The 17,628-nt window shown below is 40.6% G+C and carries 15 protein-coding genes; 12 read left to right on the plus strand and 3 right to left on the minus strand.

Going from position 1 to position 17,628, the window contains the following annotated elements; translation table 11 throughout:
* Positions 1–214: 214 nt before the first annotated feature.
* The gene (locus AACU25_RS29590) at positions 215–1,693 is read left to right on the plus strand and encodes a GAF domain-containing sensor histidine kinase (RefSeq protein WP_096581780.1); all 1,479 of its coding nucleotides are present in this window, start codon (positions 215–217) and stop codon (positions 1,691–1,693) included.
* A 103-nt stretch (positions 1,694–1,796) separates the two neighbouring features.
* Here the strand turns inward: AACU25_RS29590 and rsmH are convergent, their stop codons facing one another.
* Entirely contained in the window at positions 1,797–2,693 is an 897-nt protein-coding gene (gene rsmH, locus AACU25_RS29595; protein WP_096584252.1) for a 16S rRNA (cytosine(1402)-N(4))-methyltransferase RsmH, read from the minus strand.
* A 754-nt stretch (positions 2,694–3,447) separates the two neighbouring features.
* On the opposite strand from rsmH, the gene AACU25_RS29600 reads away from it, so the two are divergent.
* The 11 genes from AACU25_RS29600 to AACU25_RS29650 all read left to right on the plus strand — a co-directional run bounded on the left by AACU25_RS29600 (position 3,448) and on the right by AACU25_RS29650 (position 15,361).
* Positions 3,448–4,065 (plus strand): hypothetical protein, encoded by a 618-nt coding sequence (locus tag AACU25_RS29600; protein ID WP_199347398.1) that lies wholly within the window; start codon positions 3,448–3,450, stop codon positions 4,063–4,065.
* 144 nt (positions 4,066–4,209) lie between these two features.
* On the plus strand, positions 4,210–4,602 hold the full coding sequence (locus tag AACU25_RS29605) for a hypothetical protein (protein ID WP_045867575.1): 393 nt from the start codon (positions 4,210–4,212) through the stop codon (positions 4,600–4,602).
* Positions 4,535–7,282 carry a hypothetical protein gene (locus AACU25_RS29610; protein WP_096581782.1) on the plus strand — a complete coding sequence of 916 codons (2,748 nt, stop codon included), beginning with the start codon at positions 4,535–4,537 and terminating at the stop codon, positions 7,280–7,282. The genes AACU25_RS29605 and AACU25_RS29610 overlap by 68 nt, the downstream gene beginning before the upstream one ends.
* 20 nt (positions 7,283–7,302) lie before the next feature.
* Positions 7,303–8,091 (plus strand): hypothetical protein, encoded by a 789-nt coding sequence (locus AACU25_RS29615; protein WP_096581784.1) that lies wholly within the window; start codon positions 7,303–7,305, stop codon positions 8,089–8,091.
* A 230-nt stretch (positions 8,092–8,321) separates the two neighbouring features.
* Positions 8,322–9,371: a hypothetical protein gene (locus AACU25_RS29620; protein WP_096581786.1), complete on the plus strand. Its 1,050-nt coding sequence runs from the start codon at positions 8,322–8,324 to the stop codon at positions 9,369–9,371.
* A complete protein-coding gene (locus AACU25_RS29625; protein ID WP_096581788.1) occupies positions 9,372–10,196 on the plus strand; it encodes a hypothetical protein in 825 nt (274 codons plus the stop codon).
* Between the two features lie 30 nt (positions 10,197–10,226).
* The gene (locus tag AACU25_RS29630; RefSeq protein ID WP_096581790.1) at positions 10,227–10,919 is read left to right on the plus strand and encodes a hypothetical protein; all 693 of its coding nucleotides are present in this window, start codon (positions 10,227–10,229) and stop codon (positions 10,917–10,919) included.
* An 8-nt stretch (positions 10,920–10,927) separates the two neighbouring features.
* Positions 10,928–12,487, plus strand: coding sequence for a TrbI/VirB10 family protein (locus tag AACU25_RS29635; protein WP_096581792.1), 1,560 nt, complete (start codon positions 10,928–10,930; stop codon positions 12,485–12,487).
* A gap of 164 nt (positions 12,488–12,651) precedes the next feature.
* Positions 12,652–13,203 carry a hypothetical protein gene (locus tag AACU25_RS29640; protein ID WP_096581794.1) on the plus strand — a complete coding sequence of 184 codons (552 nt, stop codon included), beginning with the start codon at positions 12,652–12,654 and terminating at the stop codon, positions 13,201–13,203.
* A 234-nt stretch (positions 13,204–13,437) separates the two neighbouring features.
* Positions 13,438–13,740: an ankyrin repeat domain-containing protein gene (locus tag AACU25_RS29645; RefSeq protein ID WP_096581796.1), complete on the plus strand. Its 303-nt coding sequence runs from the start codon at positions 13,438–13,440 to the stop codon at positions 13,738–13,740.
* A 436-nt stretch (positions 13,741–14,176) separates the two neighbouring features.
* Positions 14,177–15,361: an NAD(P)H-quinone oxidoreductase subunit H gene (locus tag AACU25_RS29650; protein WP_096581800.1), complete on the plus strand. Its 1,185-nt coding sequence runs from the start codon at positions 14,177–14,179 to the stop codon at positions 15,359–15,361.
* A gap of 112 nt (positions 15,362–15,473) precedes the next feature.
* On the opposite strand, the gene AACU25_RS29655 is transcribed toward AACU25_RS29650, so the two are convergent.
* Positions 15,474–16,286: a hypothetical protein gene (locus AACU25_RS29655; protein ID WP_096581802.1), complete on the minus strand. Its 813-nt coding sequence runs from the start codon at positions 16,284–16,286 to the stop codon at positions 15,474–15,476.
* 111 nt (positions 16,287–16,397) lie between these two features.
* The gene (locus tag AACU25_RS29660) at positions 16,398–17,429 is read right to left on the minus strand and encodes a hypothetical protein (protein ID WP_096584258.1); all 1,032 of its coding nucleotides are present in this window, start codon (positions 17,427–17,429) and stop codon (positions 16,398–16,400) included.
* Positions 17,430–17,628: the final 199 nt, after the last annotated feature.

A 17,628-nucleotide genomic window follows, 5' to 3' on the forward strand; every position in this document is an offset into this window, starting at 1 on the left:
CTTTAAAAATTTACCTCATTAAGTTGGGAAAAGCTATATTTAAGATGAGCCTTTATGCGTCTGCGAAGTGAATATTGTTGGAATTATCCTCAACCCAAAATTAATTAAAGCCTAGGTGTAAAAAAATTTTATTTTGGGAGCAGATTTTTCAATAAAAATCGCTGCGAGAGAGCCAGATGCAACATATATGGAAGTAAATAGCCATTAGGCAATTATGATTTTAACTGGACAGCACACCGATATAGGGAATAAACCCATCTCTCCCCAATTACCTCAACAACTGGGGATACTTCAGATGCTAACTAATATCACCAACCAGCAAATCACACATTTACCTGACCTCTTAGAGGTGATAGCTAGCGAAGCGTGTAATATCGTTGATATTGCTCAATTTTGTTTGATAGCCCTATATAATGCCCAATCGCAACAATTAGAATTAATCACCACAACAGGCATTAGTGCAGAAAATCTACATATTCTCAAACTCAATAACTCTTTAGATATTGGTGATAAGTTGTGGGGTGAACAACAAGAATCAATCTCCTACGATCAACCTTTCAATACCAAGTCAGGGTTACTAGCTCAAGTATTTGCTACAGGTATATCCCAGATATATCAAGCAAGCCAGGTACATAAAGACTGTATAATTGACGGCTTTTCCTCATGTCCATTTTTTCCTTGTGTCCCAGTCTTACCATCTGTCACACCTGCATCAATGTATGCCGTACCAATTAAGTCGGTACAAGCTGGCAAAGTGGGAGTTCTGGCAATTGGTAACTGGAAAAATCCCCATGCATTTAATACTGCTGCACAACACCTTTTAGATGTAATAGCTGAGGTCGCAGCGATCGCAATCAATAATACGATCATGCTCCAAGTTTTAGAAGAAAGAGAAGAACGTTTAGCCAGACAAAATGAGATTCTCTTAGCGCAAAATCTCGAACTTGAAAAAATTCACCAGCAAATTCAGCTAAAAAACCAACAACTTGTAGAAACAGGCGAGTTAAAGTCCCAATTTTTAGCTATTACTTCCCATGAACTCCGCACACCCCTGAATGTGATTTTGGGATTATCACAGGTGTTGTTGCGTCAGCGTAACTCTACCTTATCTGAGTTACAAACGGAGATGATCCAGCGCATTTTCAATAATGGTAACCATTTATTGTCCATTATTGACGATATGCTTTACTTTGCTCATGCGGAAGCGGGTAATCTATCGTTTCATACAGAAGAATTTAATTTAGAGACTTTGGTGTTAACTACCCTAGCTGAACACAGTTATCTAGCTGAGGAAAAATCACTAAATCTGCAAGTAGAGATTAATCTCAATTTTCCCTTAATCGTCAACGACAGCGATCGCCTCAGACAAATTTTAGTCAAGCTGTTGTTAAACGCTATTAAATTCACTGCTGCAGGTAGCATTAAAGTAAAAGTCTGGGAAATCACTGCTGATAAAATTGCGATCGCAGTTGAAGATACAGGTATTGGGATCGCTCCTGCTGACATTGAGTATATTTTTGATCGCTTTCGACAAGTCGATCAAAGTAATACCCGCCTCTATGAAGGTATGGGTTTAGGGTTAGCCATCACTAAATCATTAGTGCAAATGATGCAAGGTACCATCAGCGTCACCAGCACTGTTGGCGAAGGCTCCACATTTCGCATTGAATTACCGAGATATTTTAAAAAGTAGGGAATGGGTAATGGGTAATTGGTAATTGGTAATGGGTAATTGGAATTAACAATCTCTCCCTTGCTCCCTGCTCCCTGCTCCCCTGCTTTTTCCCAGTCCCCACTCACTCCCTCCGCTCCGCTATTCTCAATTTAGCGGAACGCGATCGCGGATTTTGATTGAGTTCGTCTTCTTGAGCTGTGATGGGCTTTTTGGTCAAAACTCGCAATAATGGGGAATTACGTAGGCTATGCTTCACCAAACGGTCTTCTAGGCTGTGAAAGCTGATGATGGCAATCCGTCCACCAGGGACAAGGGCGTTTGGTGCTTTATCTAAGAAGGTTTCCAGGGATTTTAGTTCGTCGTTGACGAAAATTCGCAGCGCTTGAAAAACACGGGTGGCTGGGTGAATTCTGCCATAACGATATTTAGCAGGAACACAAGATGCGATCGCATCGGCTAATTCCACGGTATTATGCAACGGTCGTCTTTCGATAATGCGTCTGGCAATGCGCCGCGATAATCTTTCCTCACCGTATTTAAAAAAGATATCTGCTAGTTCTGCTTCATCCCAATCATTAATTACATCTGCTGCAGTTAATGACTGTCTTTGATCCATTCGCATATCTAAGCTAGCAGCATGACGAAAGCTAAAACCGCGCTCTGGTGTATCTAAATGGTAAGAGCTAACACCTAGGTCAGCTATTATACCATCAAAGTTACTTTGTGTAAAATCATAAGCCGCAAAGTTGCTGCGAACAAAGTTAACACGGTCTTGATATTCATTTAAATACTTCTGTGCTGCGGCTAAAGCATCTGCATCTTGATCGATTGCTGTCAATTGTACGTTCTCAGCAGTTTTTAGAATTAAGCGGCTATGACCACCGCCCCCTAGTGTTGCATCTAAATAATGACCACCAGGACGCACCGCCAAACCCTCAATAATTTCCCGGCTTAATACGGGAATATGTGAAAACATCGGTTCTTCTGCATCTTGCGGTGTCTGTGAATCTAGGTTCATGTTTAAAAGGGAATGGGGAATGGGGACTGGGGAATGGGGAATGGTTAATGGGGAATGGAGATAAGGTAGACAATACCAAATGACAAATGACAAATAACCAATGACCAATGACAAATGACCAATGACAAAACTTAACAAATTGCAATTTTGAGGATTTGATGAAGTTTTTTCACTACTCCTGTAGCGGGGTAACATATTGCCAATCACGGGATTTGCGGATTTTTATTTGCCTTTATAAGTAGCAGTTTACATTATGTTCATATATACTAGTGAGTATTAGTACTCATTTGAAATACCAGTACCAGGTATTAAACTAGGCTTGAAATAAAGCTCCAGGGTACGGGAAGAGAGTTAAGTTTAATTTTTGTTAAGTACTTCCCCTGAGATTTGGCATTTACCACCGTGAATTCACTATTAAGTTCAGTCAAATTGCTGTTGTTCAGATTTGCATGACTGAAGTTGTCAATAACCATGACACAAAATAGTGCTGAAGCGGAGACCAAATTCATCAGCTATTTGGAGAAGTAAGTTTTTATGGACATTTGCAGCAAAAAATACCTGGCGATGAGAGATCGCACTTCTACACTTATAATAGTGAACAAAAATTATCATGCAGATGATGTGTTGCTTTGCACGCCTGACAAAACTGACAACTGTAAATTTACGATAAATCTGGCGATCGCTCATATATGAGATGATAAGTTCTGGATGACAGACAGATCTGAGGTAAATAATCAATTGGGAAACGAGTCAAATGTCTAAGCAAAGCGCTCCTCAAAGGGAATTATTTGTAAGCTTAACAAGCAGCATAGTAACAGTAGGAACGAAGTTCCGAGGGACACTTAGATACTGGTGGCTGATCCTAGTTGAATCAGTACCCTTTTTACTAGCTTGCGCGGTATTTTTAAGTGTTATTAGCCTGAAGAGTCCTATATTACTTTTGAGTTTATTAGTAGGCAGTTTAATTGCCGTTATTACTCACAAAATTGGACAGTACTGTGATTTACCAATTAAATCGTTAATACCACTGCAAATCTTAGCTGTAGTCATTGTGTTGAGTTTATTTTGGCTAGACTATTTTGCTGCGCCAGCACAAGCACAATTTTTTAAGAAAGCTGAGGACTTTTTTCAAAATACTCTCACCCAAGGTTCTAGTAACGGTAGTGGTACTCAAACCGCAGTCAGTTTAGTATTTAACGTTTTACGGGCACTTTACTTACTGTATATTGCTGTTGCTTTGATTGGTGTGGTGAACGCAGTCCGTAAAGACGAAGATTGGCAAAATATTGCTAGAACTCCTTTGTTAGTGGTAGTTGCTGTCACAATTGCGGATGTTTTAACAGGCTTTGTTATTGGCAATACTAATAAGTAAAGAGGCTAAAATCTAGAGACTAGAGGCGAGGGATAAAAAATTCAAAGTTCCAAATTAATATTTAGCTCTTAACTCTTGTACAGACGCGATTAATCGCGTCTCTCCAAATACCAAATAACAAATTAGCTTTAATTTTACCTAGTGATGTCTCAAGAGCCAGATAAAGACTTTCGTCCAGTTAATCAAATTTTAGGAAGCCAACCATCATTAGGGCCACTACCAGCAGACCAAATTTTTCCTTGGACAGTAATTGCACTAGCTGCTTACTTTATTATCAATGGCATTTTTGGAGGACTGTTCCAAGACGAATTTCAAAAATGGTTATGGACAGTGTTAATTGCTGGCTGGGGAATGGCTACTTGGTGGATATTAACTGGTGGGAGGAGTTGGAGTTTTTTAAGTAAATTTGTTGGTGTTCCGGCTTGGACTAGAGGCTTTGCTCGTTATCAAAGCTTGTTAGAAGTGAATCATGAAGCAAAAAATCGGAAAACAAAGCATCGGTATCGCCGAAAACGCAACTCGGTTAACACCATTTGAAGATGCATTACATTTAGCAACCATGCTGCGCGTCAGTTTCAATCGACGTGATATTGGCGCTTATATTTTAACTAAAGGTACTCAAAAAGACAGGTTTTGCTTTGTGTTTGGGTTTGAATGTCGTGGTATTCATACGACTTTAAGAGCCGAACAAATAGATACCATTTTTGACAATATTGAAGCTGGGCTAAAAGATATTCCTAATGGTGAAAAAATGACTCTGCATTTAGGGTCATTTATTAACGACAAACAGCGACAACAAGAATTAGCCAATTTAGCGAAAAAGAGTCCATCAAAAGATATCAAATATTTATTGATGGCAGAACGAGCTAGAACCAAAGAATTAAATAATGCGGGGATTCGCAAGCCGAAATTTCTGCGGATTTATGTCACTTACACTGTCGAACCAAATGCTTCGGAAGCTGATGATTTGATTGAAAAACTGTTAGCGAGATCCGAAGCTTGGTGGTTGAAATTTAAAGGCGATATGGCGGAAGTGCAAAACCAACGCCTAGAAACTGTAATTACCAATGCTTATAAACAAGGCTTTGGGCGTTGGGAACAACTTTTATCTAACAAAATGGGCTTGGATATTAAGCCTTTAAATGCAGAACAACTTTGGGGAGAAGTTTGGCGGAGATTTAATGATACTGCTCCCATAGATATTCCCCAGTTGTTGATATTAGATGAAAATGGATTACATGAACAAGTTTATTCAGATTTAGCGAGTACAAAACTTTTAGTAGACAATATTCACAGTACAACCTTATTGATGGAGTCTGGGGTACCTTGTGCAGACCGTCGTTGGGTGAATGTTAATAATAAATATATTGGGGCGCTGACATTTTTAGAAAAACCCGGTGGCTGGGCAAATAAAACTTCGCAATTACGCTATTTATGGGAATTACTTTCTCGAGAAACAGTTGTAGATACTGAGATTTTTTGTCAGTTAACTGCAGCAAATCCGGCGTTGGTCAAAACTACCTTACAACGAGTCTTGAAACAGTCAAATATGACGGCACTTATGGCTCAAGAAAAGAGTAGAACTATTGATGTTAACGCCCAATTAAAATTAAAGAAATCGGTAGCAGCCCAAGAACAATTGTATGAAGGAGCTGTACCCATATATACGGGGATTGCTATTTTTGTGCATCGTCCAACTGTCGAACAGTTAGATGAAGCTACCAGATATATTGAAAACTGTTTTCAACGTCCCGCCAGGGTAATTCGGGAAACAGAATATGCTTGGAAGATTTGGTTGCAATCTTTACCGATAGTTTGGGAAGGGTTATTAGTTAAACCCTTCAATCGTAGACAATTATATTTAACAAGTGAAGTACCGGGATTAATGCCTTTGGTACTGACAAGACAAGGAGATAATCAAGGGTTTGAATTAATTGCTGCCGAAGGTGGTACCCCTGTACATTTAGATTTATTTACCCAACATAAAAATTTAGCTTTATTTGCCACCACGCGGGCGGGTAAATCAGTGTTAGTTTCGGGGATTTTAACCCAAGCTTTAGCCCATGACATTCCGGTTGTGGCATTAGACTTTCCTAAACCAGATGGGACATCTACCTTCACAGACTACACCCAGTTTATGGAGGAAAATGGTGCGTATTTCGATATTTCTAAACAATCAAATAATTTATTTGAGCAACCAGACTTGCGTTTTTTGAGTGCGGAAGAACAGCGAGACCGGATGCTCGATTATACTGCCTTTTTGGAATCGGCACTGATGACGATGGTATTGGGGTCATCTACAGAAAACCAGCTACTCGGACAAACTGTCCGTTCCCTGATTAACTTAGCACTAACTGCCTTCTTTAGCGATCGCACTATTCAACAGCGTTATCGGGAAGCCATGATTGGCGGGTTTGGTAGTCCAGCTTGGCAAAGAACTCCGACTCTCAAGGATTTTCTCACTTTCTGTTCCCCAGAACATCTGGAAATCGATTCTCTCAGTGGAAGGGTTGAGGATGCATTAAGTCAAATTCAACTGCGCTTGCGGTTTTGGCTTTCTAGTCGTGTAGGACAATCGATTTCTACACCTTCTAGCTTCCGTACAGATGCCAAACTCTTAGTATTTGCACTGCGAAATTTATCTGATAGTGAAGATGCGGCGGTACTTTCCTTAAGTGCATACTCCGCAGCTTTAAGACGCGCACTCAGCAGTCCAGCTTCGATTTTCTTTATTGACGAAGCCCCAATTCTATTTGAATTTGACCAAATTGCTAACTTAGTCGGCAGAATTTGCGCTAACGGTGCAAAAGCGGGGATTCGGGTGATTTTATCGGCACAAGACCCCGATACAATTGCTAAATCGCCAGCTGCATCTAAAATTTTGCAAAACTTGACTACAAGATTAATTGGTCGGATTCAGCCAGTTGCAGTTGATAGTTTTGTCAATATTTTGAAATATCCGCGCGAAATTATTGCGCGGAACGCTTCTGAAAGCTTTTTCCCCCGTAAAGAAGGAATTTATAGCCAATGGTTGCTAGATGATAACGGCATTTATACTTTCTGTCGCTATTATCCCGGTTACGAACAACTAGCAGTTGTGGCTAACAACCCCCACGAACAAACTGCACGTCAACAGGCGATGCAACAACACCGCGATAAATATGAAGCAGTTTCGGCATTTGCACGACAATTAGTAGCTTCATTACGTGGAAGTTAAAAAATTTCTTGGAAAAAACTATGCGAAAAACTCTTTTATTGACTTTGGGTTTAGGATTGTTGGTTACCCTACCAGCTATGGGGCAATTAGGCCAAGTTTTAACTGATTTTCAATCCTACTCAGGAGATTTACAAAGATATCTCCAAAATAATTTAAGTGGCACATTAAAGCCTGTAGAAATTCAGTCGCAAAATGCCATCACTAACTCTACAGGACAACTGAATTTACCTAACCCAATTACCGCAGGTGAAAAGGTGGGTGATGATATTATTCTCTACTCGATATCAGATAGATTTGATAATAATCCTGTTCTGAAATCTGAAGCAGTTAATAATGAACTTAACCGCTTAATTACTCGCAGTTCGGTAGCAAGTAATTTAGGTAAGAATGGGCAAATTAGAACTAAAGTTAAATTGCAAAATACAGTAGATACCCTCGAAAATATTGCCAAAATCGCCCAGCAAGCAGATGAAACTAACCAAACTTTTATCAACGATTTACAGCAAAAAGCTAGCCAAATAGCTGCGGCGGGTATTCCGGGTTTAAGCGCTCTCTTAAGTGCTGGTCAATCTAATTTACAGATGCAGAGTATTAGGATTCAAAACGAACAATCAAAAATAGTCGGCGAAAACCTGGCTCAGACAATGCAGGTAAATCATTTCTTGCAATATTCTAATTTAAATTTAGCAAATATTTCGCAGCAAATGGATGAGAATAACCGCTCTCGCCGAGTTGATTCGGCGGCGGAGGCGGCGCGGCTATTACGCACAAGTTCTCAAATAGATTTGTTGGGCAGAAAAGAGAAGTAAAGGGCTAACAAGTAAAACAATTAATCGCTTTGGCAAGCAGAGGAGGCAGAGGAAGCAGAGGAAGCAGAGGAGGAAGAATAAAATTATGGTCTTCCATCCGAAAATTAGATAATTTAATTTTTGGAAGTTCCGAAATACCGTTTGTTTGGGTAGTATTACATAGGAATAAATGTATATGAATAAGAGAATTAACCGCCGATTAACGCCGATTAACGCCGATTGATAGGTCTATGCAGTTTTATATTTTACAAATCTCTGCGTCAACAGGGATTGATGATATTATCGGCAATGGTGCAACAACAGCCAGAAGTATTGCCGAAAGTTGGGACAAGCAATGGCTAGATTTATTGCAGAATAATCCCAATGAAAATATATATGGGGCTTTAACTAATTTAGGTATATTTTTTGCGGTAGGAACTTTATTGTTTTTTCTACTGCAATGGTTAAAGGATGTTTTGGAAAGTGAGTTTTCTCGGCCCATTTCATCAATGATTTGGCCGTTTGTGGTGGTGATTTTATTAAATAATTCTGGGAATGGCAGTATTCTTTCTAATTTAACTTTAGGTGTACGCAACTTTATTAATTCTGTTAACCAGCAAGTAGTCACTACCGCAGATGCTAACTCTGTTTATCAGCAAGCACTGAATATGAGTGTTGCAGAAGAGGTTGCTGGTGCTTTGCTGCGTCCTTGTCAATCGCTACAGGGCGAACAACAATCACAATGTTTTGCCAAAGCTACAGAAAAAATTAATAATCTTTGGCAAGAATATAAAAATTTATACGGCAATAAAACTTGGATTGAACGTTTAGAAAATAAAGTCAATCAGATTGCTTATGGTACAGGGAATGTTTCAGAAACTTCCTTTAATGCTTTATTAGGTTCTACAGTTCAAACAAGTATTAAGAACTTTTTAGTTTCCTTACAATATGCCTTCCAAAATTTGATGGAGGCTACCATGTTGCTGATAGCAGCTTTAGGGCCATTAGCGGTAGGTGGTTCCTTACTACCTGTAGCAGGTAAACCGATTTTTGCTTGGCTGACGGGGTTTATTGCTGTAGGAATTGCCAAGATTTCATTTAATATTACTGCTGTTTTAACAGCCGCCGTAATTGTTAACGGCCCAGCGCAAGATGCGAATGCTGACCCAGATTTAATGTGGTTCATGATTTTTTTGGGAATTTTGGCACCAATTTTATCTTTATTGGTGGCTGCGGCTGGCGGGTTTGCAGTCTTTAACGCCATTAGTAATGCAACTTCATGGGTAAAGCAGAGGATATAAATGGTCAGGCTATTAGAGAAAAAACAACGCACAGGAAGTATTTTGACAACATTTGCGATCGCAACTTTTGGATTGCATTTGTTTGTTTTACTATTCTTAATCTTGCAAGGATTGAATATCCAAAAACTCAGTGTCCGCAAACAGCCGAATTTCGTGCAAATGGTTGATGGTAAAGCTGTCACGGCTACTGATGATTTAGCTAGAGATCCTGAAGCGATTCGGCAATTCGTCAGTAAAACGATGATAGCAGTCTTTAACTGGTCGGGAACCTTACCACCACAAAGTATTGAAGAATTTAGTAAACCGCAAATAGACAGAGGAATTCTGATTAGAACTCCCTCTAGTGGTAGCCAAAAAGTCACTACTAGTAGTTGGGTGGCGAGTTTTGCCTTTTCTGAAGATTTCCGCAAAGGTTTCTTAAGTCAAATTGCGGATATGACACCACCAGAGGTATTCGCCAGTAATTCCAATCAAATTATTTCTGGAAAATTAGTCATTAAAAGAATTTACCCTCCCAAACAAATTGCACCTGGGAAATGGGAAGTGGGGATGGTAGCAGATTTAATTCAAACGAAACAGTCTGAAAATCAAAGATTAATTGTACCTTTTAATAAAGATTTGTTAGTGCGGGCTGTTGATTATTTTGATTATCCCCAAACTGAGAAAATGACGGATATGCAAAAAGCCATATACAGCACCAGAACAGATAGATTAGAAATCTATGAGATGCGGAATTTATGTTTGCTAGATGCCTATGATAACGTCAATGGTGCTACATCTAACCAATGTCTACAAGCACCAAACACTGGTTCATTTACTAGATAATAAATTTTATTTAATTTAAATTCAGCAGCAATGCAAATACTTAAGACCGAAAATAAAAAAACTAGCATCTTACCATTATTTGCAGTTGCCACATTGGGCTTGCATCTGTTAACTTTACTGATATTGATGTTTCACTGGTCAATTTTGCAACAGCTAAATAAGCAAACTACATTGCAGAGCCTAGTGCAACTAATTGATGGTCAAGCGATTACAGTAGACCCTCAAGAAAATATTGAACGGTATCCAGAAACAATTCGGCGCTTCGTGGGTGAAGCCATGACTTTGATGCTGACTTGGTCAGAAAAACAACCGCCAAAAACAGTTTGGGATATTAGTTCCGAATTGGTAACGCCAGAATTTCAACCTAAATTCCAAACAGAAATTACTAATTTAACTGCTAATAAACAATTAGAAAATTTTAATCGAGCAACTGAGCAGATATTAGTTATTCAAAGAATTTCCCAACCCACACAAATAGCTGAGGGGAAATGGAAAGTTGAAATGTTGGCTAATCAATTAGTTTTTAATGGCTCCGATAGACTTGGTGAATCGAAACCAATTAACAAACAAATTTTTGTCCAAGCCGCAGATGAAGAAGTCGCTTCCTTACCTAATGCACCAGTGCCATTACAATTGGCAGCTTACCGCATTGGTGAGGCGAGACTGAAAATTTATAAAATTTGTGACCTCCAGGATAAAAGTTGTTCTGAAAAATTACCGTAAGGTTCCCTATGACTCCCTATTCAAGTTCAGCAAAAACTTCCACCAACTATAATTACCCACTAGAACTAGAGTCTCTAGATTGGGAATTAAAAATGGCCAAATTAGTTGGCTTGGAAAATGAAGATTTACCCTTGACAAGTGATGAAGAAGCAGAAGAATTAGTTATCTTTGAACCACCAATTGCTCAACCAGAAGCAGTGAAAACTGAGCAATCTCTCTCTTCTAATCCCTTTGCGAAGCTAGGGTTAGTGGGTACGACAACCTTGGCTGTAGTTTTGGTTGCTGGCGGCTTTTTAACGCAGATGATGAGTGGTAGCAGTCAAAAGTCGAAAAAGAAGAATCTCTCTCCAGATGTGAAATCGCCGGTAGTGAGTGAATCTCCAAAGCCAGAATTAGAAATAGAGACTCTTAAAACTAAATTAGCGCTGACAGAACAAGCTGAAGCTGTGAAATTAGCACAACAACAACTTAGAGGTATACAGATACCATCACAGCCAATTGCATCCAGGCCTGCAATTAAAAGCAACGCGCCTCGGATAGTGACAGTTGAACGTATTGTTGACGTACCCCAGCCTCCACAAACAGCCGTCAACCCACAACCTTTTCCACCACCCCAAATAGTCGCTAGACAGCCAGAGATTAAACCTGAAATTAAGCCAGCCGTTAACGCTACTCCTAAACCTAAACTAGACCCATATCAAATGTGGACAACTTTAGCTAAGTTAGGGAGTTATGGTCAAATTAGTAGCAATAATTCCGAAACAGCCAGTACTCCTAATACCAATACTCCGGAGATGGCGCAACAGGCAAATAATTCCCAGCCTGAAGCCACGCCAACGCCAGAAACTAACACGGAAAATCCAACAGCAGATTCAACCCTACTTGCTAGCAAAGAAGCAAAACAGAGTGACAAAGCGATCGCAGTTGGGAGTAGTATCAAAGGTGTCTTAGCAACGGCTGTATTTGGAGAAACGATGAATGCAGGTGCTAACAGCGATTCTGAAAAACCCAAAAACACTTTCGTAGTGCAGCTACAAGCACCCATAAAAAGTGCAGATGGTAAAGTCGCCATACCTGCGGGGACTGAGTTATTGACAGAAATTCGCTCGCTTTCCGAACAAGGCTTACTACAGCTAGATGTAGTGAAAGCGATCGCAAAAGATGGTAATGGAATTACGGAACATAGTCTACCATCCAATGCCATGATTATTCGCGGTGCCCACGGTAAACCTTTGCTAGCGCAACAATTCCCCAATCGTGGTTCGTCTATTGCGGGTATGGATTTAGGTATGTTTGTCTTAGGTGGTTTGGGTAAAGCCGCCGAATTAATGAATCGGAGTGAATCTCAAGTTGTCACTACCAATGCTGGCGGTACTGTTGTTAGCAGTACCAATCCTCAAAGCAACCTCTTAGCTGGCATATTAGAAGGTGGGATGAACACCGTAGTTCCCCAAATTGCTCAACGCAATCAACAGGCTGCTGCTGAAATGATGCAGCGTACCAACGTTTGGTTTTTACCAGCCGGTACAGAAGTAGAAATTTACGTCAATCAACCAATTGAGTTTTAAATATTAATGATGGGGAATGAAGTAGAAAAATGCTTCATTCTTCGTTAGTTGGTTGCAGAGACGCGATGAATCGCGTCTGTACAAGAGTCAAGATTTAAAGGCCATTTTCTCCCTCATCCCAATCCCCAATCCCTAGTCCCCAGTCACCTGTCCCCAGTAGAGCCATGAAATTAGCAAACCCCCTGAAGAATCCCTATTTCCTACCTCTGGCTTCTGTAAGTTTTGCTGCGGCAGTTTTATTATTAGCAGGACGTGCAGTAGCGCAAAATGCTGTTCTCCGTTCAATTTTTTCTTGTCAAGCACAAGGTTTAAGTGGAGTAGTACCTACTATTACAGTTTGGTATCAACAAGGTACAAACTTAAGTTTTATTCCATCGGGAGAGAAGATTAAAAAAGTTTGGTTAAATGATCCATCACAGGTAACTGTAGATTTTGATGGGCCGATGTGTATGCAGTTTGGCGAACAAGCTAGTACAGGAGATTGCCAAAACTCTGCCGCAAATGTAATTCAATTAAGAAGAATTAAAAAATTAGCAATTCCGGGTTTACCTAATGCTAGTAATACGCTGTTAACAGTGATTACTGAAGGTCAAGGAACTAAGTTATATACTTTCCGCATTTTATATGGAGATAGTAATCCTGAGTATCATACTTTAGCGATTTATCCTGATAATACTGCTAAAAGTGCTTCGCCTTGCGTTAGAGTTTCGCAGTAAATCATGATTTTTTATGAGCCAGTAACACACTATATATACGGCGGTGCGTTAGGCGCTGGGAGAGTTATTTCGCGACGTTGCCTGTTCCCTTTTCCCTACCTTAACAACTAATTTTGCAACTCCTGCAAGGATTTCTATAGCAATCATAAATATTTGCTGAGGCAAGACGTAGCCAATTTTATGATAAATTGATGGCTCAAAAATCAATTTATATGGCTTGGTCAGTGAAATTTTATGGAGCAATTTTTATCAGGTATTATTCTATCGACTCTCTCGGCTGTTTTTATTTTATCTACATTTAAACTTGCTATATTAGCAAAGCTATTAATTGATGGGGCTGTGGATGTTAATACTAAGAATAATTCTAATGTTACGCCCCTGCATAATCTCTATGGTAAATTAACGAAGGAAATTGCAGAATTATTCATTGCTCAAGGTGGAAATATTAACGCTAGCAGCAATCAAAATTTTACACCGCTACATTATGCGATCGCTCGAATTTCGCTAAATTACTCATCAAGCGTGGTGCTAAGTTAGATATGTATAAAAAAAGTCAAGGGTCAACCGTCCAGAGTCCAACACTTTGAAATGGAATGGCAAAACGATAATTCAGGTATGAGGGAACATATGGACGATAATTCTGATTTAATCTCCAATTTTGACCCTTGTACAGACGCGATGAATCGCGTCTCTCCAAATCTTGATTTTTGACTATTGACTCTCGAGCCTGGTGAAAAAATTCTTGCACTTCAATTCTATGCATCTCAAGCTCCATATAATAATTGAAGAAGTGCAACAAAAATAAACATCAACCAAAATCCCTCGGCTGCCATCTTCTCTCCAACCTAACCCTGTAAGCGCAATTCTTGTATTGCCCGGAAGAGCCTTTTTTGGCAGACACGATAACTTGGGTCTGGTTGGCATCTACGCGATCCAATTCTAAATTTTCATGAACGGGAGAACACTGTAAGCTATGGCAAGAATAGAAACCCGCACAGAACCAATGGTGCTGAATATGGGGCCGCACCATCCCTCAATGCACGGGGTTTTGCGGTTAATTGTTACCTTGGATGGCGAGGATGTCATTGATTGTGAACCAGTGATTGGCTACCTGCACCGGGGAATGGAAAAAATTGCGGAAAACCGCACCACTATCATGTATGTCCCCTACGTTAGTCGGTGGGACTACGCAGCCGGGATGTTTAACGAAGCCGTTACCGTTAACGCACCCGAAAAATTGGCAGGTGTAGCTGTCCCCAAACGCGCCAGCTACATTCGCGTCATTATGCTGGAATTGAACCGCATCGCTAACCATTTGCTGTGGTTTGGCCCATTTCTAGCAGACGTAGGCGCTCAAACTCCCTTCTTCTATCAATTCCGCGAACGGGAGATGATTTATGATTTATGGGAAGCAGCCACCGGTTACCGGATGGTAAATAACAATTATTTCCGTGTTGGTGGCGTAGCAGTTGACTTACCTTATGGTTGGGTCGATAAGTGCTTAGAATTCTGTGACTACTTCATCCCCAAAGTTGATGAATACGAAAAGTTAGTTACCAATAACCCCATTTTCCGCCGTCGGATTGAGGGAATTGGTACTATCACCCGTGAAGAAGCGATTAACTGGGGACTTTCTGGCCCTATGTTACGTGCTTCTGGGGTGAAGTGGGACTTACGGAAGGTAGACCACTACGAATGCTACGACGATTTTGATTGGGATGTACAGTGGGAAACCGCCGGCGATTGCTTTGCGCGTTACTTAGTGCGGATGCGGGAAATGCGCGAATCTGTGAAGATTATTCGCCAAGCTATTAAAGGACTTCCTGGTGGCCCTTATGAAAACTTGGAAGCCAAGCGTTTAGCGGCTGGGAAAAAATCGGAATGGGATGCTTTTGATTACCAGTACATTGGTAAAAAAGTTTCTCCATCCTTTAAGATTCCCAAGGGTGAAATTTACGCCCGTGTTGAAAGCGGTAAAGGTGAACTGGGAATTTATATGGTAGGCGATGATAACGTGTTCCCTGCACGTTGGAAAATTCGCGCCGCCGATTTCAACAACCTACAAATTCTGCCTCACTTACTCCGAGGTATGAAAGTGGCAGATATTGTGGTAATTCTGGGTAGTATCGACGTAATTATGGGTTCTGTTGATAGATAAGAAAGGGCTAGAGGCTAGAGGCTAGTATTTTTTACTTCAGCCAAAGCATCAAGTACTTAGCAATTTTTGAAGTGACATTTGCTGGGTGTAAGCATCAGAATTTCGGTGATGCTTACACCCAGATTTGATTTAATTGCTCCCCACATGAACGCTTGAGGAATTCTAAAAAATCAGCAGTAGGGGAATTAGAGCGATCGCCTCCTATCCATGACCAAGATTGTTTTTGTTTTTTCCCTGCTATATAAAAAAATGGGGAGATAGCGTAATTAGCAATGTGGAATAATATCTCCCAGTCTGAACTGACAGCGCAGAAATCGAACGCATCACTAAACCAGAGAACTTCTAAGCCATAAGCGATCGCTAAATTAACTAGTTGTGATGCTGCTTCTTTGGTTATGCCATTGTAGGCTTTGATATCTAAATGCTCGATGATCATGTGGCGAAATGCTTGCTTGTACAGATGTCCCAGCCAAGTTTCTGACCAAAAAACTCTAGAGTTCAAGCTTTGATGGAATACTCTACCCGCGATTCCTTCATGACATTCCACTAAAACCTCATCGTCATGCACTCCAAAAACCCCCACAACTAAACATTGCGGTGGCGGACTTCTCCCTTCTTCTAAGAAATAACCATAGTACTCGTGCAAACTCTCCAGTTCCGGTGAAGCATCTCTGACAAAAGCACACCAAGGTACGCGATCGCCCCAATTTGGTTGAGAAGTATCTACAATGAACCCAGGCGCAGCTACGCCCATTCGCAACAAAAAATCACGATAGTCCGATGGTAAACTTAGCGCTGAAACTTGATAGACAAGTTCAGCAAAAGCATCGACTTGTGAAGCAGCAGCCCCGCGAATTTCTTGCGGAAAATTCGGGCGATAAAGGCTGACTAGTTGGATAAAACCTTCAATACTAGGTTTTTGCACTGTTCAAGTGGGCGTTCAGGGTAAATACTGGGAGGTTAAAGGGAAAGAACAAACCTTTAACCCTTACCTCATGCCTGATCTATCGCATTGTTTTTGCAATTTGAGATAGAATCAATCAAATTTCAAGTTGGCAATTGCTTGGTCAATATCCAAACTCAAATATTTATCTAACGGCAAATACATCCAATTGAGATAAATTTGGGGATCTGAGTTGGTCTTTTGAAAGCCTAATGATGATAGTAGTTCTTCATCATTGGGATGAATTGCTACACAATATATATCGCATAGCTCAGGAAAATCGGCTTGCATCTGCACAAATATTTTTTGGACATCTTGTAAAAATTCACTGGCGGTATTGAGCTGTTTGTAAGGCATATCGATTTGCCAACTACGAACAAAAACCGAAGTACAATTGCGATCGCCTACATTGGCAATTTGAAATGGATCATGCTCCCAAGTTGCACTCAAGTGTAAGCTATGGCGTGCTGGGATAAAGAAATTGGCTTCCGATTGCGGCGCTACAGGATACAAGACATAAAACCCTACAGCATCTTGGGTATCACTGCGGCGTAGTACCCGCATTCCTGTAGGATATTGTTCTGCCCAACCCCGAATAATTCTCGCTATTCTATGGGGAAGCGCTGTAGCTTTTTTATTCATCCAATTGTAGTTACGTGCTAGAAACGTTGCTACGGGGATAGCATCAGTTCGGGGGTTGAAGTAATCAGGTATAAGTTGGATCTCATCTGGGGCTAAGGTAGAGTCTTGCTGATTGGAAATTAAAGACCGAATGCGAATACAAGTAGTACTACCATCAAAATCTTTTTCAATTAGCCCTAAAGCTACTAGCTTATCCAGCATCATACCCGCAGAGCGATCGCTTCCCCGCTCTTGTTCGCCATAGAAAACTTCTTGGGCTTCGCGATGGGTACAAGGAATAAACCCTACTGGTAAATCTAGTTCTGTTAAAGGTTGCTGTAAGCGCTTACCTAATTCTTGCTGTTGTTTTACCAGTAAATAAGCCCATAGCTTCACGAAATATTCTGCACGGCGGCGTGTAATCCCAATCCGTCCTTGCAATAGATTAACGTACTTACGCTGTTGCTCAATTGGAAACCATTGTTCAATAGTATGTGGTTGCATATAGCTAGACTCCTGACTTTTCCCAGCTTGTGCAGCAGCAAAGCAGTTAAAATTCATTGAAAGTGGCGGGAAACTCCATCCCCTTGTGGGTGGAGAGGGATAGCCGCCCCGCCGCTTGGGGCATAGGGCATTGGTATGTTCTTTCCCATGACGGCAGTTTGCACAATACTGGAAACCAGCAACGCGCTGCCTCCCCCAT

Source organism: Tolypothrix tenuis PCC 7101 (assembly GCF_963874875.1).
Taxonomy (GTDB): Bacteria; Cyanobacteriota; Cyanobacteriia; order Cyanobacteriales; family Nostocaceae; genus Aulosira; species Aulosira tenue.